Consider the following 22,553-nt stretch of genomic DNA (forward strand, 5'->3'; position numbering starts at 1 on the left):
TGTAACAAACCGTTTCGAGGCATCAACCTGAAAGTCTCAGGCTGCTTGGAAGCGACGATGCCGAACCATGAACACTGAACACGTTGACGTCTTGCGTTTCTTGAACGCGAGGCCTTAGCGGAGATCACAGGGGAAAGCTTTGCGCGAAATGATCGAAGGCAGCATGTCATGAACAGCCGAATCGTACGTTTCGCCCTTTCGGGTTATAGAATTGCAGGGGCCGCGGCCTATCCGTTCGCCCGCCCCTATCTCATGTATCGCTCTGCCAAGGGCAAGGAAGACAAATACCGCCGCATGGAGCGTTTCGGTTATCCCAGCAAGGAGCGCCCGCGTGGCCCTCTGATCTGGTTTCACGCCGCAAGCGTGGGAGAGACGCTGGCGCTCGTTCCGCTCATCCGCGAGATTAGAAAACGTGACATTCACGTTCTTTTGACCACTGGCACCGTCACCTCTGCAGAGCTCAGCCAAACGCGCCTGGGCGATGATGTGATCCATCAATACGTGCCACTCGATGTCAAATTCTCCGTCTCCCGTTTTCTGACATACTGGTCGCCGGATGCTGCTGTTACCGCCGAGTCCGAGATATGGCCTGTGACGATGATGGAGCTGGAGCGCCGTCACGTCCCGCAAATCCGTGTCAACGCACGGCTGTCTGACCGGTCCTTCGGGCGGTGGCACAGCCGGTCAGAGTTCGCCGAGGCGCTGTTCAGCAAACTGGCCTTGGTCGTCGCGCAGTCGGATGTCGATGCTGAACGCTTTCGCGATCTCGGCTCATGGCCTGTCGTCGTCTCCGGCAACCTGAAAGGCGACACGGACCCGCCGCCGTGTGATGCGACTGCCCTTGAAACCTGTCGCCGTCAGATCGGCAATCGCAAGACCTGGGCTGCCATTTCGACATTCGATGGCGAGGAGAAGGCTGCAGCGACCGTCCATACGGCTATCAAGTCGCGCAACGGGCAACTCACCATCATCGTCCCGCGTCACCCCGAACGGGCAGACGAGATCGAAACCATGCTGAAAGGTATGAACCTGACGGTCGCGCGCCGCAGCCGGAATGATGTCATTACGCCGCAGACGGATATTTTCCTTGGTGATAGCATCGGCGAAATGGGTCTTTACCTTCGGCTCACGGAGCTTGCCTTTGTCGGGCGTTCGCTGATGGCGGAAGGGGGGCAAAACCCTCTGGAGCCAGCCATGCTTGGTTGCGCGGTCTTGTCCGGCGCTCATGTTCAGAATTTTCGCGAAGCTTATCAGAAGCTGCTACGCTCTGGTGGAGGTCGTATTATTCGCGATGTGGAAATGCTGGCAAAAGCCGTGCATTACCTCCTCGTAAACGACAATGAGCGCTACAAGATGATCGATGCGGGCGGTAAGGTCATTCAGGATATGCGTGGCGCCCTGTCTTCGACAGTCAAGGCTTTGGAGCCCTACATAAATCCGTTGACGGTGACCGCTAAGCTCCAGCCGCGCAGTGCGGTCGGCTGATCGTGGGTGCGGCTGAAACTCCGAGGTCGGCTGCAGCAATTGCCGCCGTCCTTTTCGACAAGGACGGAACACTCATTGGTTACGATGCGAGTTGGGGGCCTGTTAACCGCGAACTGGCAGCGATTGCCTCCCAAGGTGATGCGGAACTGGCGGACAGGCTTTTATCCGCTTGCGGCATGAACCCTTTGACTGGCCATGTCATGCCAGACAGTCTGCTTGCCGCTGGCAACACTGCTCAAATCGCTGAAGGTCTGGTTGCCGCCGGCTCACCTTGCGACGTGACTGAACTCACAAAACGCCTTGACCAGCTGTTTACCGACGCCGCCGGAAAATCGGTTGCCGTGACAGACCTCAAAGCCTTCTTCGCGCGATTGAAGGGCAGGGGCTTCAAGCTGGGCATCGCCTCCAGCGACAATGAAGCTTCCATTCTCAAACTTGCAAGACGCTTTGGCTTTGAAGCGGAACTCGATTTCGTCGCAGGTTACGACAGCGGCCACGGCACCAAACCGCAGCCGGGCATGGTCCTAGGCTTCTGCCAAACCATTGGCCTAGCTCCGGAGCGCGTGGCTGTGGTGGGTGATAACAATCACGATTTGCACATGGGCAGACATGCAGGTGCTGGTTTGCGTATCGGTGTCCTCACTGGCACCGGTTCGAAACAAAGCCTGTCGGCGGATTGCGATTATTGTTTCGACGACATTACCGGCTTGGAAGATCTGCTGCCTCAAAGTGCTGCATCTTGAGCTGTGAGCGATAAGGCTTGTCCCTTGTCGATAGGCAGAACGCGAAGATGACAAAGATATCATTCCGCTGAAACCGGCGTCCTTTGCAAAATCCTTACCTTTCTGGCAGATACCTGCTTTGAACGACGAGGGGATTGCGGGGTTTTTAGGCTCATGGTTTCGGAAGCGCCGCCATTCTGGTGGGAAAAATCCGGTTGGCAGGCGTGGGCACTGGCGCCGTTTTCGTTCGTTTACGGCAAGGTAGCTGGCCGCACGATGAAGAAGGCGAAGCGGGCGTCCGTCGCCGTTCCCGTTATTTGCATCGGCAATTTCACCGTCGGAGGCGCGGGCAAAACACCCACCGCAATTGCCATCGCCAAAGCAGCGGTGGCCAAGGGGCTGACGCCCGGCTTTCTCAGCCGTGGTTATGGCGGCACGATCGATGTGACCACACTGGTTGACGCCAACCACCATCGTTCCGCCGCCGTGGGTGATGAGCCGCTGTTGCTGGCACGCGAGGCAACCACCGTCATTTCCAGAAAACGTGTCGACGGCGCAAAGCGCCTGGTTGCAGAGGGTGTCGACCTTATCATCATGGATGATGGCTTTCAGAGCGCTCGATTGACACTGGATTACGCTCTTGTCGTTATAGATACCCAGCGCGGTATCGGTAACGGCCACCTCGTTCCAGGCGGCCCCGTGCGCGCACCGCTGGATGAGCAGATGCGCCAGCTCTCGGCCATTTTGAAAGTCGGTGACGGACAGGCGGCGGATGCTATCGTTCGCACAGCAGCGCGCGCAGGCAAACCCGTTTTCGTCTCGTCTATCCGGCCCAGGCCCCAGCCCAATTTTACGGGCAAACGCGTTCTGGCCTATGCGGGCATCGCCGATCCCGGCAAATTCTACCGGACGGTCGAAGCGTTGGGCGCTGAGATTGGTGTGAAAAGGGCGTTCCCGGATCATCACCATTTCAGCGAGGAGGAAATGCGTGATCTGCTGGAGGTGGCCAGCAAGAGCAATCTGTTGCTTGTGACCACTGCCAAGGATGCCGTTCGCCTGAACGGCCACCACGGCGTCGCATCCGAATTGCTCTCCAGCACCCTCGTCATCGAAATCGACATGGTCTTTGACGATCCCAATGCTGCACCTGCAATGATCGATGCCGCCATTGCGAATTGCCGCCGCAGACGGCTACAGAAAATCTAGCTCCACAATCCTCAATCGATGAATCTCGCGCGTCCCACGGAACAATCCGACGCTTGGCGAGCTTTCATAAGAACATGAGCATAAAGAGTGTTCGCCAGAGATTTGAGGAGGAATTTATGCCGCAGGGTTCAGAAAAAAAGGTTTTTACCCCACAGGAAAGCCGTCAAGGTTTGAAGGGAAGCCCGGTGCTGATAATTCTGGTCATCAGCCTCGTGCTAGCGGGCGCGGTCTGGATCATCGCCGAGACCTGGGGCGAGACGACGGCGCCAGCGACCACTGAGACGCAGCCAGCGCCTGGCCCGTCCACGCCGAATGCCCCTGCCGATCCCGGCGCACGAGGCGCCGGATCGTTCGATAACAACACGCCATCCGGCGCAGCACCGGCAACAGGTGGAACTGACAGCAACCCCAATCCCGGCCAGCCAGCCCGACCAGTTCAGCCCGCACCATAAAATGGAAATAAAAAACCGGGCATCGCCCGGTTTTTTACGTCTTGCTGGCATGAGCCGGGCATGATGCCGGGCTCATGTCATCTTCAACACCTCAAGCAGCTTTCTGCGCAGCTGCGTTGACGGACTTGCCGGCAAGCGTGGTCAGCGCTTCGTCTGTCTTGGACTCTTCCTGTAGCGTCGCGTCCAGAAGCGGAACAACCTTGTCATAGCCAAGCTTCTGAGCCCATGCTTTCAGCGTTCCGTAACGGGCGATCTCGTAATGTTCCACCGCCTGCGCAGACGAGATCAGGCCTGCGTCGAGCGCCTGGGTACCCTTGTAGTCTTCGATGATTTCTTCGCCTTCGGCAAGAATACCCTGAATCGCTTCGCAGGTCTTGCCTTGCGCACGTTTTCCGATCAGCTCAAAAACGTCCTGAAGGCGTTCGATCTGCCCCTGAGTTTCTTCTTTGTGCTTTTCGAAAGCCGCCTTCAGTTTCTGGTCGGTTGCAGCGCGTGCCATTTTCGGCAGTGCTTTCAGCACCTGCCGCTCGGCATAATAGATGTCTTTCAGTGTGTCATAGAAAAGGTCGTCGAGTGTCTTCTCGGCCATTGTCAGCTCCCATTGAAAAACGTGCGATTGATTATGCACGGGTCTTTAACAGGGAGGGATACGCATAGTTCCTGATGGGTTGCGCGCAATGTTAATTATATTTTAGGAATATATTTTATTATCGTAAAATCAGGTGTTTCGCCGTTGGTTGGGCAGGGCGCCGGCGCGCTTCTCCGCCTCAAAGGATGCAGCGGCATCGGCATAGGCTTCCTGGCGCGCAACGCTCCAGTAGCGCAGTTCATCCAGTGGAATGAGTTTGCCGGTCATGGCGCAGACGACATGAGAGCCGGTTTGCACGATGCGCATATCGCCATCGAGATATTCGACCTTCGCTTCGCGATGGCTCCCGCCTTCAAATCTGTTCATTCGCCATGTCTCCGTGGTGGCAGCCTTTTTAGCGATGCCTTTGACAGAATGCCAGTCTGCATGATGACGATAATTTCAACTTCTACCAAAAAGCTTTTCGATATCCGCAAGCTTCAGTTCGATATAGGTTGGACGTCCGTGGTTGCATTGGCCGGATCCCGGGGTGTTTTCCATTTGCCGGAGCAGGGCGTTCATTTCTTCTGGCCGCATGCGCCGACCCGCGCGCACCGAGCCATGGCAGGCCATGGTCGCGGCGACATATTCGAGCTTGTTGGCCAGACTGCCTGCCGTGTGCCATTCTGCAATCTCGTCGGCCAGTTGCCGCACCAGACCCTGCACATTGACCTCACCCAGCATGGCAGGGGTTTCGCGCACGGCAACCGCACCGGGCCCAAATCGCTCGATGGACAGTCCCATGCTGTCGAACTCGCTCGCATGGTCCATCAACCGGTCGCAGTCTTCCTCCGGCAGATCGATAATTTCGGGAATGAGCAGGACTTGCGAAGCGGGCCGCTTGGAATGCAGGGCTTTGCGAATTTCTTCGAAGACCAGACGCTCATGCGCTGCATGCTGATCGACGATGACGAGGCCGTCTTCGGTTTGCGCCACGATGTAGTTGGCGTGAACCTGCGCGCGCGCAGCGCCCAGCGGATAGCGCGCGGGCTCCGACACGTGCGTTGCATTTTCCGGTGCGTCATAGCGATCCGCCCGCGCGGTCGGCATGGTGATATCAGTAAAGCGGGACTGGTCCGTTTCCTGCAGCGCCATGCCGCCTTGCGTGGCAAGCGGTCGGGAGGGCGACGTGGCTGGTGACCATGCCTGCGAGGCAAACGGTCGAATATTTGATGGGCTGTAGCCGGGACGAAAGGCATTCATCATCTGCGCCGCACCGGTGGTGGACGCACGATCGCCCTCTCGGCTCAGCGCCTGGCGCACAGCGCCGACGATCAGTCCACGGACGAGGCCGGGGTCGCGAAAACGAACATCGGACTTGGCCGGATGGACGTTGACGTCGACAAAAGCCGGGTCGAGCTGCAAAGACAGAACCGCAATTGGATAGCGGCCATGCGGTATGGTTTCGGCATAGGCGCCGCGGATGGCAGACAGCAGCAGCTTGTCCTGAACAGGGCGCCCGTTCACGAACATATATTGATGGGCCGAATTGCCACGGTTGAAGGTGGGTACGCCTGCAAATCCCGAAAGCGTCACGCCCTCCCGTTCGGCATCGATCTCAATGGCGTTGTCCTTGAAATCGGCTCCGAGGATTTGTGCCATGCGTGCCAGATGGTCGTCGCCGGTCGTTGGAAATTCCAGCGTCGAACGGTCGGTGCCCGATAACACGAAGCGGATATGGGGAAAGGCGATGGCCATGCGCTTGACGATTTCCGTAATCGCACCCGCTTCAGCCTTCTCGCTCTTCAAGAATTTCAACCGTGCTGGCGTTGCAAAAAACAGGTCACGGACTTCAACGATTGTGCCGGTGTTGGAGGGGGCGGGCCGCACACGCGACAGTTTGCCTCCCGCAACGGAGATGATGGCGCCCTCCGCTGCGCCCTGCTGGCGGCTGGTAATGGTCAGTTTGGCGACCGAGCCAATCGACGGCAGCGCCTCACCACGGAAGCCGAGCGTGCGAATGTCGTCCAGGGTGGCTGAGATCTTGGAAGTGCAGTGCCTGCGGATCGCCAGTTCCAGATCGGAGGGCGACATGCCGCAGCCATTGTCGGAAATGCGGACAAGGCCCTTTCCACCGCCTGCCGTTGCGATCTCTATGCGCGTGGCCCCGGCGTCGATGGCGTTTTCGATCAGTTCCTTTGCAGCGCTGGACGGACGTTCGATAACCTCGCCTGCTGCAATCTGGTTGATGAGTGTTTCGGACAACTGCTTGATGGACATGGCGCCATTTTCATGGATTCGCACCGTTTGTGAAAGGAAAATCGGTGCACGATAATCAGATGTGTCCATTGTCCCGCCTATTTTTTCGCAGCACACAGCGTTAAGCGGGTCTTAAGGTAAAACTTCTAAAGTCGGATCAACTTGAAATGAGTGCAGAACCAAGTCCCTTCGGCCTGTTCGAAGGGTATGCGACGGAAAGCAGGGTCCCGTCCGCATAGCCAGGAAATCTGCTTCAAGCCACCAGCCCGCATGTCCCATATCTTCAGCCATTTCGGTGCCGCGCCCCGGTCCGTGTTTGAAAGTATAATTCGCCTTGAGACGTGCGTGTGAGGTTTTACGATGAGTGGGGTGGCGTCTGTTCACGCAGACAATCACGCTGCCATGCTCGACGCGATCTGCGACGCGATTTCGTCTGCCCTCATCATTTACGATCGCGACGACCAGATCATTTTTGCCAGTCGAAGAATTCTGAGTTATTTTGCGCTGTGCGAAACCAAGGTCGCGGTCGGAACCCGCCTTCGTGATTTTCTGGCTTCTCTATATGATTGCCAGAAGGTCTCAGATGCGCAATCGTCGCCCCAATATGCCGAGCGGGAAGACTGGATCGCCGACAGATTGGCATCTCACTGGAAGGAGCGGTCGGAGTGCTTAGAGCAGGCCGCCGGTGACCGTTGGCTGCGTTTCATGAAACGACGCATGCCGTCTGGTATGGGTATCTGCGTCATCTCCGACATTTCTGAGCAGAAGAAGAGAGAGGATCAGTGGCGTTACGATATCGAACGGGTGCAGTTGACCGAAGAAATTCTGGATACGCTGCCCCTTTCGATCTTCGTCAAGGATCTCAACACCACCTATGTCGCCGTTAACAAGGCTGGTTGCACGCTGCTGGAGACATCGGCTGACCTCATCCTGGGGCGAACGGTGTCTGATATCCACTCCGATCCGCTGGCCTCCCGCATCGACGCGATGGATCGCCATGTTCTTGAAACGGGTTTGCCCGGTATCCTACCGGAGCGCGTCACCCGCCTGAGCGGTGAGGAAGTCCTTGTCATCACCCGCAAGCAAAGGGTGGGGAACCCGGGCCGGTACTTCCTCGTCACCACCATGGATGACGTGACGACCTTTGCAACAGCCGGCGTGGATGGCAGCCGAGTTATCCCCGGCCTGGAGCATATGACCTTCACGCCATCTTCCTATATGGACGACGAGTTTCATCAGGCATCGAAAATATTGAAAGGCCGTGCCGTTCTTCTGGTGACGCCCAACACCCAGCTCGGTGAGGTTGCTCACAAGAAAATTGCTGCGCTCGGGGTCGATTGTGCGGTTGCATCGAGCCAGGCGGAGCAAAAAGCCTTCATGGAGTTCGCCGCCTTGGCGAATGTCCGCATCGACCTTGTGATTGTCGATGTGCAACTGGAGATGGCCTGCCTTGATTTGGCGCAGGCCTATGGTGTCGATACGATGACGATCGATGATTTCCAGCTGGGAAGCTCGCTCATCGACCAGATGACCCGCCATTTCCGTATGCGCGGTCAGGTCGCCACTGCAGCGCCGACGGATGGCAATTGGGAAATTACATCTGCCCCGACGCCTGTGATCGCCAGAAAAGCCGGGCTTGATGTCCTCGTGGTCGAAGACAACAATATCAACCAGATCGTCTTTTCGCAGATCCTTGAGGGTCTGGGCCTGAGCTACAAGATTGCCGCCACTGGCAGGGACGCCATTCGCGCTTTTGATCAGGAAAGACCGTCCTTTGTTTTGATGGATACGACGCTGCCCGACTTCGATGGCTTTGAAGCAACGCGAAGACTGCGCAAGATGACAGCAACAGAGCGTACCCACATACCGATCATCGGTGTCGTATCGTTGGCCTTCGATGGGGATCGTCAGGCATGTATCGATTCGGGCATGGACGATATGTTGCTGAAACCCGTCAGCCCAGACATGGTGGAAGCCTTGTTCAAGCGCTATTTGCCTCAGCAAGTCTCTGGAATGGTGAGTTGATACTGATAAATAAGCATTTGCAAAATCAACTAACGCTAAAATCAGTGGCTATTTGTAGAACTTCAGCGATAGTGATTCTGGACGAACCACTGTTCTTAAAATTCGTACTCCCCCACAATCTATCGTTCAGGATGCGCGAATGAAATCGCCAGACCCCAATGCGCCGCAGGTCAGCCAGCACGAATTGCAGGCCATGGCTTACAGCGATCCTCTGACGGGTCTGGGAAACCGTTACCGGTTGCGTGACAGGGTTCGCATGCTTGCTGCTGAACGCTCCAGTGATCCCGCACCTTTTACCATCGGTGTCGCCAACATTGACGGCTTCAAACCCATCAACGATCTTTTTGGCGTGGCTGCCGGCGACGAAATCCTCTGTCAGGTCGCCCACCGCCTCAAGGCCTGTGTGCCGGATGGTGCCATCGTCACTCGCCACGAGGGCGACGAGTTTGCATTCGTGTTGCCGCTGGTATTCGAACGGGTCGGCGCTGAGCGCGTGGGACAGATGATCAAGGACGTACTATCAGCGCCTTATGATCTGGGCGACCGCAATGTTCGACTGTCGTCGTCCTTCGGCTTTGCCGTCTATCCTTTCGCAGGCGAGGATTTCGAGGATTTGTTGAAAAGCGCCGAGACGGCGCTTTACCGCTCCAAACGGCGGGGGCGCGGTCAGATCACCGTCTATTCGCGCGAGATCGCGCAGGAAATGAAGCGTGCCACGCAACTGGAACAGGCGCTTAGAAATGCCATTATCACCGATTCGGTCGACGTGCACTTCCAGCCTATCGTGCGTTTGAGCGATGGAATTGCTGTGGGGTTCGAGGCTTTGGCACGCTGGAACGACCCGGATCTCGGCTTCGTCTCTCCAGCTACCTTCGTGCCCTTGGCCGAAGAGCGCGGCTTTATCGATGCTCTCTCGGAAACGCTGCTGCGCAAGGCGGCGGAAGCGGCGCTGTCATGGCCGCGCGAACTGTTCCTCTCCTTCAATCTATCGTCTGCTCAATTGATGGACCCGGGCACAGCGGAAAACATTCTGGCCATTTTGCGACGCGTGGGGCTTGATCCTCGGCGGTTGGAACTGGAAATTACCGAAACGGCGGTGATGACGTCCGCTGAAACCGCCCAACGTATCATTAGCGACCTCAAGCAGGAGGGGGTGCGTATTTCGCTCGACGATTTCGGAACGGGTCAGTCCAGTCTGGGAAGGTTGCGTGACTTCTCCTTCGACAAGGTCAAGATCGACCGCGCCTTTGTGTCGCGCATCAGCACGGATCGTCCTTCAGAGCATATCATAAAGGCCATCGTCGCCATGTGTGACGGGCTTGATCTTGAGGTCGTCGCAGAGGGTATAGAAGATAGAAGCGAGGCAGAGAAACTTCGCAGTCTGGGTTGTGCAATGGGGCAGGGCTATTTCTATGGCCGCCCGGTGGATGCCGCAGCCACCCACCGCTATCTTCAGGAGAACTATCGCGAATTGTCTCCGCCGAGCCGCGATTTCGGATAGTCCTGGAGGCGGTTGTGATCAGACTTTATAAGCGTGATCGAAAACGCCCTTTACCTCTATTCCCAGGTCGACAGTGGTCCCATAAAGCGGATTGGCCTTGATCGTTTCTGCGTCTAAACCTTCGCAGGCCGATGTCACGGCCAGGCGGTTCGCGGATGCGCCAAAAAAGGCGGGGCAGGTGCTTTGGGCAGCCGGCACTTCATAGCGGTCCAGATGTAACCCCTGGGGCGAGTAGCGATCCACCGCACCCATTCCCCAGCAGGCGTTCCAGATGTTGCCGTCTGCATCGCAGACGGAGCCGTCACTGCCGCCCTTCTGGCCAGCCCGGTCTATCAATACCGTGCTTGCGCCCGTGGGAAGTCCCGTTGCAGGATCAAGCGGCACAGACATGAGCTGATTGACCCGTGTGTCGACATAATATCCGGTGGCACCGTCCGGTGAAAAGCAGATGGAATTGGAAATGCTGATGTCGGCAAACAGCGTCGTCACCACGCCCTTGGCAACGTGGTATATGCTTCCAGCCTTGTCTTCCGCCTTCTTGCCCATGGTGCCGATCCACAATGCACCGCTCTGGTGCACGCGGCCGTCATTGGAGCGGTTGCCCGGCTTGCCGGGTTCGAAATCGGCATGAAGAAAAAGGTCGCCGGTTGCCCGGTCACGAATGAAAAGCCCTTCTTCCGTTGCCAGCAACTGCCGCTTCTCGTCGATCCGCGCGACTACACTTGCCATGAACGGCAGGGAGTGAACCGTTTTGGTATCGGTTTGCGGGTCGTATTCGTGCAATTCTTTGCCAAGAATGTTGAGCCAGCAGAGTGTGTTTGTGATCGGGTCGAAGCTTGGGCCTTCACCCAGCAGCATCTGGGTATGATCCAGCACCGTCCCCATAAAGGGATGAATGTCAGCCATGTCTATGCTCCCATCGCAATGTCGTAAGCCTTGATGGTCAGGACGGCACGTTCCTGTACCTCTGCGGCCGTCATGCCGGGTTTGTAGAGACTGGTGCCCAGGCCGAATGCGGTGACGCCGATGCTGGTGTACTCGCTGAAATTCTTGTCGGAAACGCCGCCGACCGCTGCTACCAGAGTGTCTTTTGGCAATATGGCGCGAATGGCATTGATGCCCGATGGACCGAGAACGCTGGCTGGGAAGAATTTCAGGCCCGTCGCCCCCGCCTTCAGAGCCAGAAGCGCCTCGGTTGGTGTCAGCACGCCCGGCATGGTTACCATGCCTTTTTCACGCGCAGCGGTGATGACCTCGACGTCCACGTTGGGGCTCACCATGAGTTTGCCGCCCGCCGCATCGAGATTGGCAACCTGGTCCACGGTTAAAACAGTGCCAGCGCCGATGAGGGCATCTGATGGCGCAAGCTTGGCCGCGATTTCGATCGAGCGAAAGGCATCCGGCGAATTGAGTGGAATTTCGATGGCCCGCAGGCCGCTCTCCAGGAGGCCGGAGACGACAGCTTCCGCTTCTTCCGGGCGGATGCCGCGAAGGATGGCGATGAGTGGGTACTTCATATCTGGGAATGGAATGCGCATTTCAGGTATTCTCCTCATTGCCAAATGGCGTTGGCAGCTGCCACAAGCCCGCGGCGAACGGCGTCATCGGCGTCGATGGTTACAGAGTCTATAGATAATGCGGCAAAAGCCGCCTTGTAGAGTTCTCCCAGCGCACCGGATGCGATCAGGATGACGTTGGCATCGTTGCGCGCACTCGAACGAGCGCCCGCAATCTCAAGGCCGATCATTGTGCCGGACAGTTTCGCCTTCGCATCTGTTGCGGAAAGTCCGTGCAGAAGCTGCCCGGATCGGACCGTAAACAGACGGTTCGTTGCCATTTGCGGGTTCCCGTAACTTTCAGCGACGGCGCTCTGGAATGCGGGAAGATCACCAGTGACGGTTTCCGCACCCTCCACCGCGTGCGACAGGATGGAATGTTTCGAGATCACGTCGAACAATTCACCGGTCATGTAGGTGGAAAAGCCGGTGACCTTCAGATTGCTGACGCTGACCCATTTCGAATGGGTGCCGGGCATGCAAACAAGCTGCTCGCCGGTAGCGTAATCAGCTGATAGCGCACCGAGAAGCTGGGTCTCTTCGCCACGCATCACGTCGGGCGTGTCCTGCGACCGTTGCGCCAGCCCCGGAAGGATGCGGATGTCGGCAGCCTCGCCCGGCACGCGAACCGCACCTTTCAGCACATCGGCCAGATCAGCTGGCACGTCCACATAACCTGCCTCGACCCAGCCCTGGCGAGCACCCGCCATGCCACAGATAACGACGGGCAGGTCAGACGATGCGGAAAGGGTAGAAAGGTGTGAAGCCAGAACGTCGGGAAAGCCGGTCCGCATGGCAGTGGTCATGCCTTCGCCACTGCGCCGCTCGCCCAGTATCTCACCGGATTTGCTCATAAGCCAGAGCCGGAAGCTGGTTGTTCCCCAGTCCACGGCGACAAATGCGGCATCAGCCATTATAGAAGACCTCCATCGATAATCATTGTTTGGGCCGTCATGGCAGCAGATGCCGATGAGGCCAAAAATAGACATGGGCCGACGAGATCATCGGCGGTCAAAGCACGCTTGAGGCACTGGCGCGCGACGGTCTGCGAAATAGAGGCGTCCGTCAGCCACAGATCCCTTTGCCGCTCAGTCACGATCATGCCAGGCAAAATCGCGTTGACGCGAATATTTTCAGGTCCCAGCCTGCCAGCAAGGCTCTTCGTCAGACCGATAATTCCAGCTTTGGCGCTCGCGTAAGCGGGCAGTTCACCCATGTTCAGCAGATAGGAAATGGACGAAAAGTTGATGATTGACGCACCCTCCGCAACGCGCAGGTAGGGAAGCGCCGCCTGCGTGACGAAGAAGACCGGCTTCAGATTGACCGCGTGATTGGCATCCCAATAGTCGCTGGTAACGGTGTCGATATCGTGCCGGTCGTCACGGGCGGCATTGTTGATCAGCACCCTGATGCCACCCGTCGCTTTGGCCGCGGTTTCCACCGCCTGCGCCCATTGTGACTGGTCACGAAGGTCTGCTTTGACGAAGGTGACGGAATGAAGGCTCGTCGCCGACAGTCTTTCGATAAGCGCCTCGCTCGCTGCCCGATCAATATCGATAAAGGCGACTTTTGCACCGCGCGCGGCAAAGGCTGCGACAAGGCAAGCGCCAATGCCCGAGCCGCCACCGGTTATCAGCACGCCCTGATCCTGAAATTCGGAAAGCTGTGCCAGAATCTCTGTCGCCATGACGCCCGATACGGATTGCAAGTTCCATTATTTGGAACTATGTTTCATTTAACGGAATATTGCCCCTGACCTCATCTCAAAGTCAAGTGTGACCAATGTGCGCGTGGAGAAGAGCATGGCCTCCCATGACAGGATCAAGACAAGCGACAGCAGGACGGGGACGCTTGGCAAAGCCATATCGCTTCTCGACATGGTGGTCATGTCGTCTCGTCCGCTTCGTTTTACCGATATTCTCGACCTTTCCGGCCAACCACGCGGCACGCTCCATCGTCAGTTGATGCATTTGCTGGAGGAAGGCTTGCTGGAGCAGAATGAGGATCAGACATATAGCGCAGGCGTGCGTCTCCTCACCTTTGCCGCGCAGGCCTGGAACACAAACGATCTCCGATCCGTCGCGGCGCCCCATCTCCGCCTTCTGCATGAGAGAACGCAGGAATCCGTACATCTTGGCGTTCTGCGAGGTGCGGAAATCGTCTATCTCGACAAGATCGATGGAAAGCATGCGGTGCGGATGTACTCGCAGATCGGACGCGTCTCTCCGGTCTATTGTACGGGTGTTGGAAAAGCTGCTCTTTCACTTTTGTCGAAACAAGAGCTGGATGATATCATCGATACCATCGTCTTTCGGGCTTTCACATCCAGCACCGTCAAGACCGCTTTCGAGTTGAAAAAACAGGTTGCTGAAATCCAACATCGTGGCTTTGGCTTTGACCTTGAGGAACATGAGACCGGCATTCAGTGCATCGCGGTGCCGGTTCATGCGGCTGGCACAAAAAATCACGCTGCAATTTCGGTCACCGGGCCGGCCTACCGACTCACACAGCAGCGTCTGGAGGGGTGGGCGGACCTCATTCGAGAGGCGGCAAAGAATATTTCCAGCGATCTGTCGGTGCGACTGTCGCCCGCCCGTTCCTAAATCGCTTTCCTCAGTCGAAGGTTGGATGTCGGTCATGATCTGAATGATCGCGAAAAGGCAACTTTTGTGTGCAAAAAAATTAAATGGTTATTTATTGGTGCTGGAATTGCATGTATACACTCTGATCGAAGCCTAAATTGCAAAGAAATATGGATGATGTCCAAGCCAGAATTTTCCAGTCCTGCACCCTTGGTGGCGGAGTGTGCTCAGGAAGTGGCGGAACTCAAAACCCAATTCGATATCTTTCGGTTTCTGAAGAGGGTCACGGAATCCTTTTCGATGAGAGCCTTCATGGTCGTTAATCTGCCCACCAACACGTCGTTGGAATTGTCGGATTATACCATTATAACAAACTGGCCTGCGGAGCTTTTGCATCAATACGACCATGAAGGGTTGCTCACGCGCAGCAATGTATTACGCAATTTGAAGCATTCCAGTGTTCCGTTCTGGGTCAATAGGGAATTCGTGCTGCGCGGCCACGATGAAGCATCCATCAAGACCATCATCGAACTCTTTGATCGCTTTGAAATGATCAATTCCATATGGTGTCCTGTTCAAGATGCAACGGGTCAGCGCGGAGCCATATCCTTTAGCGGAAACAGATCAGCTTTTTCACCAACAGAGATGGCCGAGATCGCTTTCATCTCCGCCCATGTTTTCAGCCGCCTCGCTTATGTGCGAAGCCTTGATGCACGTATTCCCGATACATTGACGGACCGTGAGATCGACTGCCTGAACTGGACGGCGGCGGGAAAGACAAGTGTGGAGATCGCCGAAATCCTCACGTTATCAGAGCATACCGTCAACCATTATCTGAACCGTGCAACCAAGAAGCTCAATACGGTCAATCGCACCCAGGCGGTCGCCAAGGCGTTACGTGTTGGTTTGATAAAGTAGTCATTTTTTCCATTTTTCGATTGTTATCTTCCGCTACGTAAGCAATTCTCGGTTTGCTTGCGGCAGAGGAGATTCGTTTGTCGGCGTCGAAGAGCTTCAAAGCTGGATTTTCTCCGACAGTTGATTGTGCGGCACTTGTTGTTGCTGTTGAAAAAGGGTTTGCGGCCGACGAAGGCGTAGCGCTCGAACTGGTGAAAAAAAACGGCACTGCCGAGCTCCTGGTCGAGTGGAACAGAGGCGTCCTTCACGGTCTTCATCTGTCGGCATCCTTACCCGTCGCGTCCGCTCTCGGTCTTCCTGCACTTCCCGCTGACCTCATCGCGCCATTCGTTTTGGCCACTGGCGGGGCAACCTTGGTCGTATCTCAGTCTTTGCACAAAGATCTGGTCGAGCAGGGTATGAAAATACCTGATCCCGCAACGGTCGCACGGGCGCTGGCCCGTGTCGCTCTGTCCCGCCAGACCGCCGGTCTTTCCCGCCTGGTATTTGCCGTCGAGCATCATTTGTCCGTATCGGCATTCGAGCTGCGCTATCTGCTGGCGAGCGCACGCCTTCCCAGCAATTGCGAGATCAGCTTTACGGCGACTTTCCCGGCCAACATGCCGGATTTGCTGGAGACGGGACAGATTGATGGCTTTTACGTTGTAGAGCCTTACGGTAGCGCTGCGGTCTTGCAGGGCGCGGCTCGTATCGTGACCACAAAATCGCACATCTGGCAGAATGCGCCTGAAAAGGTTTTGGCCGTCTCGCAAGATTGGTCAGAGGCTTATCCTGCAACGCTGGAGTCGCTTCTGCGGGCGCTGTATCGAGCGGGCGAATGGTGCGCCAGCAGCGCCAATTACGAGGAGCTTTCCGGTATTCTCTCAGCACCGGATTATCTCGACATGGATCGCGATCTCATATTGCCGGCACTGACCGGCTATATCTCGCATTCACCCTCCCGGATGCTGGAATGCAGCAGCTTCTTTTCCACCAGCGGAAAAGCTGCGAACTTTCCCTGGCAAAGCCAGGCGTTGTGGTTCTTCAGCCAGATGTTGCGATGGAAGGATTGCCCACCGGAGTTTGCCGACGACGCGGAAATCTACGAGGCGGCAAGCCAAGCCTTTCGCCCCGATATTTTCCGCAAGGCCATGCGGCCGATCTTTGCCCCTGTTCCGGCAGCCAATTTGAAAGTCGAGGGAACATTGAAAGCGCCGGTGCATGTCGGAGCGTCCCGGTCAGGCCTTGTTCTCGGGCCAGATGCTTTCTTCGATGGCAGCATCTTCGATCCTGAAAAACTCTATACCGGCGACGAAAACTGACGATTGGCCGTATGGTCACGCTTTATCGTTGGCGAAACCCATCTGCTTGGTTATGGAAGACCGGCGTATGGGACAATGGATAGTGACATGACACAGGTCGACAAGAAGCAGATCGCGCAGGCACTGGAAAGCGTCGCGTATCCGGGTGGGGATAAAAGCATCGTTGCGCTTGGTATGGTGTCGGAAATATTCATTGCGGACGCCAAGGCGTATTTTTCCATCACGGTTCCGGCTGATCAGGCCGATGCGATGGAACCCTTACGGCTTGCTGCGGAAAAGGCAGCGGTCGGTGTCTCCGGCATCAAGGCGGCGATGGTGACCCTCACAGCAGATCGCAAACCCGGCGCAAACCCTTCACCACAGCCGGCGTCGGCTCGGCCGAATGCAGCTCCGCAGCCGCGCACCAAGACAGGCGTGCCGGGCATTGGCGCGATCATCGCTGTCGCATCCGGAAAAGGTGGTGTGGGCAAGTCCACGACGGCTGTCAATCTGGCGCTCGGTCTCCAGGCGCTGGGGCTGCGTGTCGGCATTCTGGATGCCGATATCTATGGGCCATCCATTCCACGCTTGCTGAAGATATCTGGTCGCCCACAGCAGGGCGAGGGGCGTATCATCATGCCGATGGAGAATTATGGCCTCAAGGTCATGTCCATGGGGTTTTTGGTGGATGAGGAAGCCGCCATGATCTGGCGCGGGCCGATGGTGCAATCCGCCCTGATGCAGATGCTGCGGGAAGTCGCCTGGGGCGATCTGGACATTTTAGTGCTGGATATGCCACCCGGTACGGGCGACGCGCAATTGACCATCGCCCAGCAGGTTCCGTTGGCAGGTGCGGTCATCGTCTCAACGCCGCAGGATCTTGCGCTGATCGACGCGCGCAAGGGCATCACCATGTTCCGCAAGGTCGAGGTGCCGCTTCTGGGTGTGATCGAGAACATGAGCTATTTCATCGCGCCCGATACCGGCACCCGCTACGATATTTTCGGTCACGGCGGCGCGCGCGCAGAAGCAGACCGTATCGGCGTCCCGTTTCTGGGTGAGGTGCCGCTGACGATCTCCATCCGTGAATTATCGGATGCCGGAACACCTGTTGTGATGGCGGAGCCGGAGGGCCCGCAGGCTCAAATCTACAGGGATATTGCGCAGAAAGTCTGGGCGGAAATCGGTGCTGGGAAGCAAAAAACTGCACCGAAAATCGTATTCGATTAGGATTTATCGATGCGCCGGGTGCATAGCACTCGGGCTTTCGCATCGCTTGACAGTTCGCGCCTGCGTAGAGAAAGCGAAGAAATTTCCCGTATTTTAACCACCGTTGGCGTCAGCTCTTTAACAGTTTAATCGTTAAGCTGTTGAAGTTGATAAATTTTATTGGTGGATTTCGTTCCGTGCCTAAGCATTTGATCCCCTTTCAAGTCATCATAACTTCGCCTCAGTCTCGTGACGGATCGGCCGTGCCCAAATTTTACCCCTTGATTATTGAGGCCATTGAGAGCATAGCCCTGCGCCGTTTGATCCCTCGCCCATCCCGGGCGTTTGCGGAAGCCACACATGATGTGTTAGAGCAGCGTATCGACCCATGTCGGTGTGCTGACCGGAGAAACTGATTGATCAAAGCCTATCGCTCGAATTGCGAGGCAATCAGCCTGTCGGCGGACCAGAAGGTCACGCAGATTTCGGATGATATTGTCTGGGTCGATCTTGTGAACCCCACCCGGGATGAAGAAATCAAGGTCGAAAAGCTGCTGGGTGTCGAGCTTCCCACGCGCGAGGATTTGAAGGACATCGAGCCTTCGAGCCGCCTTTTTATGGAAGAGGGTAACGTTTTCATGACCGGTTCGCTGGTCTGGAATGCGGATTCGAAAGATCCGCGCCTGACCGATGTCGCTTTCATCCTGGCTGGCAAAAGGCTCGTGACCATCCGCTATGCCGAACCGAAATCCTTCAATCTCTTCATCGCAGCCATCACCCGCGTGCCGCACGATATGCGCAGCGGGACCGCCCTGTTGCTGAAGCTTCTCGAAACCATCGTGGATCGCACCGCCGAAATTCTCGAAAATTCCGTTGTTCGCATCGACGATGTCGCGGCAGGCATTTTTGGGGACAAGGCGCGCAGCAAACGCAAGGCGCCGCGATATCTGGAAGACAAGCTGGCCGATATCTCCGCCTATCACCGGCTGATATCGAAGGTGCGCGATAGCCTGGCGTCGCTTGCGCGCCTTCAGTCCTTTTTGCAGGCAACACCCAATGTCCAGCAGGACAAGGAAGCCAAGGAAATGGGCCGCTCCATCGGGCGCGATATCCAGTCCCTGTCGGAGCACGCCTCGTTTATTTCAGGCAACCTCACCTTCCTGCTGGATGCGTCGCTGGGCATTATCAACGTCGAACAGAACGCCATCATCAAGATTTTCTCCATCGCGTCGGTCGTTTTTCTACCCCCGACGCTCGTGGCATCCATTTATGGAATGAACTTTACTCTCATGCCGGAGTTGCAGTGGACCTATGGGTATCCACTCGCGGTCTTCATCATGCTCATCTCGGCTATCATTCCGTTCATCTTTTTCCGCTGGAAGGGCTGGCTTTAACCGGTCAGAATCACAATGTCTCATGCCATGGACAAGGAATGCATCGAAAAGCCCGGCCCCGACGATCACAGTCGGAAAGGCTTTCTTGCTGCCATGCTGGGTTCGATCGGCGTCGTCTACGGCGACATCGGAACGAGCCCTCTCTACGCCTTTCGCGAAGCGCTGAAGCCTATCTCCCGGGACGGTCTGACCGAAGCGGAGGTCATCGGCCTCATCTCACTGATGATCTGGTCACTCACCATTATCGTCACCATCAAATACATCTGTTTTCTGCTACGCGCGGACAATGGTGGAGAAGGCGGCACGCTGTCGCTTCTGGCGCTTTTGATGAAAAAAGCCGGTAAAAAACGCGGTGTGCTCATCATGCTGGGTTTGATTGGCGCGGCGCTGTTCCTCGGCGATGCCATGATCACGCCGGCACTCTCCGTGCTATCGGCTGTCGAGGGCTTGAAACTCGTCACGCCGCAGATGGATGAGTTCATCATTCCCATCTCGGTCGGCATTCTCGTCGGCCTCTTCGCCATCCAGTCTCACGGTACGGAATTCGTCGCCAAGTTCTTCGGCCCAATCACCGCCGTGTGGTTTCTGGTCATGGGCTTCGTCGGACTGATCCATATTTCGGACGATTACAGCATTCTGTATTCGTTCAACCCGTGGCATGCGGTCGAATTCCTGCTGGCCGAAGGCTTCTACGGCATCGTCGTTCTTGGTGCCGTGTTCCTGACGATCACAGGTGCAGAAGCCCTTTATGCGGATTTGGGGCATTTCGGTCGCAAACCTATTCAGTGGGCATGGTTCGTTCTGGTTTTTCCAGCTTTGACCCTCAATTACCTTGGCCAAGGCGCACTGGTTCTGAAAGACCCCGCGGCCATGTCCAACCCGTTCTACCTGATGTTCCCGCAATGGGCCTTGCTGCCAGCCGTTATTCTGGCAACGGCGGCCACCATCATTGCGAGCCAGGCGGTCATCACTGGCGCGTTCTCGCTCGTGCGTCAGGCGATCAACCTTGGCTATCTGCCGCGCATGGAAATCCTCTTCACGTCGGAAACCAACACCGGGCAAATCTACCTTCCGTCGGTCAACACGATTCTGTTGTTCGGCGTCGTTGCGCTGGTGTTGACCTTCAAGAGCTCGGATGCGCTGGCAACGGCCTATGGTATCTCGGTCACCGGTGCGATGGTCGTTACCAGCCTGCTGTTCTTCCAGTTTGCGCGTAGCCACTGGAAGTGGTCTCCACTGGTTGCAGCCTTGGTCATCTTCCCGTTCATTTCGCTCGAAATGATCTTCCTTGGCGCAAACCTGCTGAAAATTCATGACGGCGGTTACGTGCCGGTGTTGCTGGCCATCGCCTTCACCATCATCATGACGACGTGGCAGCGTGGATCGAAGATCCTCTTTGCCAAGACCCGCCGCACGGATGTGCCATTGAAGGCGTTCGTGGCTTCGGTCGAAAAGGAAAGTTCGCATGCTCCCGTTCGCATTCCTGGTACGGCGATCTTCCTGACCGGCGATCCGGAAACAGCGCCTGCGGCTTTGCTACACAATCTGAAACACAACCACGTCCTGCACGACAAGAACGTCATCCTGACGATCCGCACCGAGGATACGCCGCGTATTCACCCGGACAAGCGCTATACGATCACCAAGATCAGCGAGCGCTTCGTCGTCGTCGAACTGCATTTCGGCTTCATGGAAACCCAGAACGTCACGCAGGCATTGGGTTATCTGCGCCGCACGGGCTACAAGTTCGATATCATGTCGACATCGTTCTATCTGGGCAGACGAAAGCTCGTTCCCGATCCGAAGTCAGGTATGCCGGGATGGCAGAACCGTTTGTTCATCGGGCTGGCTGAAACGGCGGCAGACCCGTCCGACTACTTCCGCCTGCCAGCAAACCGCGTGGTCGAACTCGGATCTCACGTCGTGATCTGATCCATCCTGTTATTTTGACAGCTATCGAGCGCCATTCTTCGAGAGAAGGGTGGCGTTTTTCGTAAGGTCACACGTTAACGTGAAACGTCACGATCGAGTACCGTTAACCAAGCATCAAGGTTAATGAGAGATTATCCGGTCATACCAACTGTTTGAGTCTGTGTGCCGGAGTGCGGGTTTTGCGTTCGAAAAATGTATCGCGTCGCGGGTTCTTCTTTTCGTTTGAAAAATGGACATCGCCTGTCATCTTCGGTCTCGCCGCATGGCTGGCCTTTCCCTCTCTCGCTGCGCGCGCCGATCTTGCATCAATGCTGGCAGGTCTCGATGCCGGAAGCGAACAATGGCGCATGGTCTTGACCAACTCGCCAGCGGGTTCCGTCCATAACGCTTCGCTCGCCTTCAACAATGCCGATGCTGCACCTGCCCTGAGCGGCTCCGGGATGATCACGGCAGACGGTCGGAAGGTGGCCTTTGTCACCGGTAAGAACGGCAAGGAGACCAGCCCCGATAGCGACCGCGTCAATCGTGCTGCCAAAAAGGGCCGTGTCGTCTCCACCGAAATCATGCAGCCACCGAAAGCCTTTACCGCAGGCTCCGTTCTCAACCGCACCAGCATGCTGGACACCAAGCCCTTGCAGGGGACCGATCGTACCGCATTCGTGAAGTGGAAGAAGAGCAAGGACATCGAGCTTGCCTCCTTCTACTTCCGCCGTGACGACAAGAAGGTCGAAAAGAACGTCTCGCCCATGGTTGCCGAGTTGATCACCAACCGCACCGCTGATGTTCTGGCCACCGCCTATGCACCCGCCGAGCCGGATTTCGCGCGCGATTCGCCTTTCGACGCTATTTTGAAGAAGCCTGAGGCAGGCCGTTTTATTCCAAAGATCGCGTCCGATGACCACGCCTGGGCGGCAACGCCGCTTCCGGCAGAGGTCTTTTCCGCCGCCGAGCAGCAGTGCCTCGCCTCCGGCATCTATTTCGAAGCGCGTGGCGAATCGGTTAAGGGACAGGCGGCCGTGGCGCAGGTTATCCTCAACCGCGTCCGCAATCCGTCCTATCCGAAAACCATCTGCGGCGTGGTCTATCAGAACAAGGATTGGCGCAATCGTTGCCAGTTTTCCTTTGCCTGCGACAATATCAAGGACCGGATCAACTCCGAACGTCATTGGAAGATGGCACGCGAAGTGGCCATGGCGACCTCTGCGGGCAAGATCTGGCTGACAGAAGTTGGGTCCGCGACCCATTATCACGCCGTCTACGTCCGTCCGGCATGGGGCAAATCCATGAAAAAGGTCGGCAGAATTGGTCTTCACGTCTTCTATCGCACCTATGGCGGTGGTTGGAGCTGATATTACAGGGTTTTTACCGGGATAACGTCACGAAAATTGCCGATTCCGAACGCCATTGCGGCCTTAAATTCTAAAATCTAAAGCAAGTCTCTGTTTTGACTGGATAAATTTGTAT

20 protein-coding genes are annotated in these 22,553 nt (G+C 56.5%); 13 read left to right on the top strand and 7 right to left on the bottom strand.

All coding sequences use genetic code 11. From position 1 onward, the window contains the following. Positions 1-168 precede the first annotated feature (168 nt). The 4 genes from waaA (at position 169) to RMR21_RS02545 (ending at position 3,865) form a co-directional block, all read left to right on the top strand. On the top strand, positions 169-1,485 hold the full coding sequence (gene waaA, locus RMR21_RS02530) for a lipid IV(A) 3-deoxy-D-manno-octulosonic acid transferase (protein WP_498669152.1): 1,317 nt from the start codon (positions 169-171) through the stop codon (positions 1,483-1,485). A 2-nt stretch (positions 1,486-1,487) separates the two neighbouring features. Continuing rightward, a complete protein-coding gene (locus RMR21_RS02535; protein ID WP_498669153.1) occupies positions 1,488-2,228 on the top strand; it encodes an HAD family hydrolase in 741 nt (246 codons plus the stop codon). Between the two features lie 153 nt (positions 2,229-2,381). Continuing rightward, positions 2,382-3,413 carry a tetraacyldisaccharide 4'-kinase gene (lpxK, locus tag RMR21_RS02540; protein WP_498669154.1) on the top strand — a complete coding sequence of 344 codons (1,032 nt, stop codon included), beginning with the start codon at positions 2,382-2,384 and terminating at the stop codon, positions 3,411-3,413. 116 nt (positions 3,414-3,529) lie between these two features. After that, positions 3,530-3,865 (top strand): hypothetical protein, encoded by a 336-nt coding sequence (locus tag RMR21_RS02545; RefSeq protein WP_498669155.1) that lies wholly within the window; start codon positions 3,530-3,532, stop codon positions 3,863-3,865. Positions 3,866-3,956: 91 nt separating this feature from the next. Here RMR21_RS02545 and RMR21_RS02550 read toward each other — a convergent pair whose 3' ends face one another. From RMR21_RS02550 to mutL, 3 genes are all read right to left on the bottom strand, one after another. Next, positions 3,957-4,454, bottom strand: a complete 498-nt coding sequence (locus RMR21_RS02550; RefSeq protein ID WP_498669156.1) for a YciE/YciF ferroxidase family protein — start codon at positions 4,452-4,454, stop codon at positions 3,957-3,959. Between the two features lie 129 nt (positions 4,455-4,583). Continuing rightward, positions 4,584-4,820: a DUF2093 domain-containing protein gene (locus RMR21_RS02555; RefSeq protein ID WP_498669158.1), complete on the bottom strand. Its 237-nt coding sequence runs from the start codon at positions 4,818-4,820 to the stop codon at positions 4,584-4,586. Positions 4,821-4,895: 75 nt separating this feature from the next. Further along, complete coding sequence (gene mutL / locus RMR21_RS02560; RefSeq protein ID WP_498670219.1) at positions 4,896-6,713, bottom strand: DNA mismatch repair endonuclease MutL; 1,818 nt, start codon at positions 6,711-6,713, stop codon at positions 4,896-4,898. A gap of 339 nt (positions 6,714-7,052) precedes the next feature. On the opposite strand from mutL, the gene RMR21_RS02565 reads away from it, so the two are divergent. Next, positions 7,053-8,717: a response regulator gene (locus RMR21_RS02565; protein WP_498669159.1), complete on the top strand. Its 1,665-nt coding sequence runs from the start codon at positions 7,053-7,055 to the stop codon at positions 8,715-8,717. A gap of 139 nt (positions 8,718-8,856) precedes the next feature. Next, positions 8,857-10,218, top strand: coding sequence for a putative bifunctional diguanylate cyclase/phosphodiesterase (locus RMR21_RS02570; RefSeq protein ID WP_498669160.1), 1,362 nt, complete (start codon positions 8,857-8,859; stop codon positions 10,216-10,218). Between the two features lie 18 nt (positions 10,219-10,236). On the opposite strand, the gene RMR21_RS02575 is transcribed toward RMR21_RS02570, so the two are convergent. Genes RMR21_RS02575 through RMR21_RS02590 form a run of 4 tightly spaced genes read right to left on the bottom strand, consistent with a single transcriptional unit; the run spans position 10,237 to position 13,461 of the window. Continuing rightward, positions 10,237-11,124: an SMP-30/gluconolactonase/LRE family protein gene (locus RMR21_RS02575; protein WP_498669161.1), complete on the bottom strand. Its 888-nt coding sequence runs from the start codon at positions 11,122-11,124 to the stop codon at positions 10,237-10,239. 2 nt (positions 11,125-11,126) lie between these two features. Next, positions 11,127-11,756, bottom strand: coding sequence for a 2-dehydro-3-deoxy-6-phosphogalactonate aldolase (locus RMR21_RS02580; RefSeq protein ID WP_498669162.1), 630 nt, complete (start codon positions 11,754-11,756; stop codon positions 11,127-11,129). Positions 11,757-11,770: 14 nt separating this feature from the next. Beyond that, a complete protein-coding gene (locus RMR21_RS02585; protein WP_498669164.1) occupies positions 11,771-12,688 on the bottom strand; it encodes a 2-dehydro-3-deoxygalactonokinase in 918 nt (305 codons plus the stop codon). Beyond that, the gene (locus RMR21_RS02590; protein ID WP_498669165.1) at positions 12,688-13,461 is read right to left on the bottom strand and encodes an SDR family NAD(P)-dependent oxidoreductase; all 774 of its coding nucleotides are present in this window, start codon (positions 13,459-13,461) and stop codon (positions 12,688-12,690) included. The genes RMR21_RS02585 and RMR21_RS02590 overlap by 1 nt, the downstream gene beginning before the upstream one ends. A gap of 115 nt (positions 13,462-13,576) precedes the next feature. Here RMR21_RS02590 and RMR21_RS02595 point away from each other — a divergent pair, with 115 nt between their 5' ends. The 7 genes from RMR21_RS02595 to RMR21_RS02625 all read left to right on the top strand — a co-directional run bounded on the left by RMR21_RS02595 (position 13,577) and on the right by RMR21_RS02625 (position 22,438). Further along, on the top strand, positions 13,577-14,377 hold the full coding sequence (locus RMR21_RS02595; protein WP_498669166.1) for an IclR family transcriptional regulator: 801 nt from the start codon (positions 13,577-13,579) through the stop codon (positions 14,375-14,377). A 156-nt stretch (positions 14,378-14,533) separates the two neighbouring features. Next, complete coding sequence (locus tag RMR21_RS02600) at positions 14,534-15,274, top strand: helix-turn-helix transcriptional regulator (protein WP_498670220.1); 741 nt, start codon at positions 14,534-14,536, stop codon at positions 15,272-15,274. A gap of 77 nt (positions 15,275-15,351) precedes the next feature. Continuing rightward, a complete protein-coding gene (locus RMR21_RS02605; protein ID WP_498669167.1) occupies positions 15,352-16,575 on the top strand; it encodes a CmpA/NrtA family ABC transporter substrate-binding protein in 1,224 nt (407 codons plus the stop codon). An 87-nt stretch (positions 16,576-16,662) separates the two neighbouring features. Then, positions 16,663-17,784, top strand: a complete 1,122-nt coding sequence (gene apbC, locus RMR21_RS02610) for an iron-sulfur cluster carrier protein ApbC (protein WP_498669168.1) — start codon at positions 16,663-16,665, stop codon at positions 17,782-17,784. Positions 17,785-18,179: 395 nt separating this feature from the next. Next, the gene (locus tag RMR21_RS02615; protein ID WP_498669169.1) at positions 18,180-19,157 is read left to right on the top strand and encodes a magnesium transporter CorA family protein; all 978 of its coding nucleotides are present in this window, start codon (positions 18,180-18,182) and stop codon (positions 19,155-19,157) included. 15 nt (positions 19,158-19,172) lie between these two features. Beyond that, the gene (locus RMR21_RS02620) at positions 19,173-21,089 is read left to right on the top strand and encodes a potassium transporter Kup (protein ID WP_498669170.1); all 1,917 of its coding nucleotides are present in this window, start codon (positions 19,173-19,175) and stop codon (positions 21,087-21,089) included. Positions 21,090-21,268: 179 nt separating this feature from the next. Continuing rightward, a complete protein-coding gene (locus RMR21_RS02625) occupies positions 21,269-22,438 on the top strand; it encodes a cell wall hydrolase (protein ID WP_498669171.1) in 1,170 nt (389 codons plus the stop codon). The last annotated feature ends 115 nt before the right edge of the window (positions 22,439-22,553 follow it).

The sequence above is a fragment of the Agrobacterium sp. rho-8.1 genome (assembly GCF_033957725.1).
Taxonomy (GTDB): Bacteria; Pseudomonadota; Alphaproteobacteria; order Rhizobiales; family Rhizobiaceae; genus Agrobacterium.

Excerpts from the sequence above, each read along its gene's own strand:
- waaA (WP_498669152.1), top strand. The coding sequence starts at position 169 with ATGAACAGCCGAATCGTACGTTTCGCCCTTTCGGGTTATAGAATTGCA.
- lpxK (WP_498669154.1), top strand. The coding sequence starts at position 2,382 with ATGGTTTCGGAAGCGCCGCCATTCTGGTGGGAAAAATCCGGTTGGCAG.
- RMR21_RS02545 (WP_498669155.1), top strand. The coding sequence starts at position 3,530 with ATGCCGCAGGGTTCAGAAAAAAAGGTTTTTACCCCACAGGAAAGCCGT.
- RMR21_RS02550 (WP_498669156.1), bottom strand. The coding sequence starts at position 4,454 with ATGGCCGAGAAGACACTCGACGACCTTTTCTATGACACACTGAAAGAC.
- RMR21_RS02555 (WP_498669158.1), bottom strand. The coding sequence starts at position 4,820 with ATGAACAGATTTGAAGGCGGGAGCCATCGCGAAGCGAAGGTCGAATAT.
- mutL (WP_498670219.1), bottom strand. The coding sequence starts at position 6,713 with ATGTCCATCAAGCAGTTGTCCGAAACACTCATCAACCAGATTGCAGCA.
- RMR21_RS02565 (WP_498669159.1), top strand. The coding sequence starts at position 7,053 with ATGAGTGGGGTGGCGTCTGTTCACGCAGACAATCACGCTGCCATGCTC.
- RMR21_RS02570 (WP_498669160.1), top strand. The coding sequence starts at position 8,857 with ATGAAATCGCCAGACCCCAATGCGCCGCAGGTCAGCCAGCACGAATTG.
- RMR21_RS02575 (WP_498669161.1), bottom strand. The coding sequence starts at position 11,124 with ATGGCTGACATTCATCCCTTTATGGGGACGGTGCTGGATCATACCCAG.
- RMR21_RS02580 (WP_498669162.1), bottom strand. The coding sequence starts at position 11,756 with ATGCGCATTCCATTCCCAGATATGAAGTACCCACTCATCGCCATCCTT.
- RMR21_RS02585 (WP_498669164.1), bottom strand. The coding sequence starts at position 12,688 with ATGGCTGATGCCGCATTTGTCGCCGTGGACTGGGGAACAACCAGCTTC.
- RMR21_RS02590 (WP_498669165.1), bottom strand. The coding sequence starts at position 13,461 with ATGGCGACAGAGATTCTGGCACAGCTTTCCGAATTTCAGGATCAGGGC.
- RMR21_RS02595 (WP_498669166.1), top strand. The coding sequence starts at position 13,577 with ATGGCCTCCCATGACAGGATCAAGACAAGCGACAGCAGGACGGGGACG.
- RMR21_RS02600 (WP_498670220.1), top strand. The coding sequence starts at position 14,534 with ATGTCCAAGCCAGAATTTTCCAGTCCTGCACCCTTGGTGGCGGAGTGT.
- apbC (WP_498669168.1), top strand. The coding sequence starts at position 16,663 with ATGACACAGGTCGACAAGAAGCAGATCGCGCAGGCACTGGAAAGCGTC.
- RMR21_RS02620 (WP_498669170.1), top strand. The coding sequence starts at position 19,173 with ATGTCTCATGCCATGGACAAGGAATGCATCGAAAAGCCCGGCCCCGAC.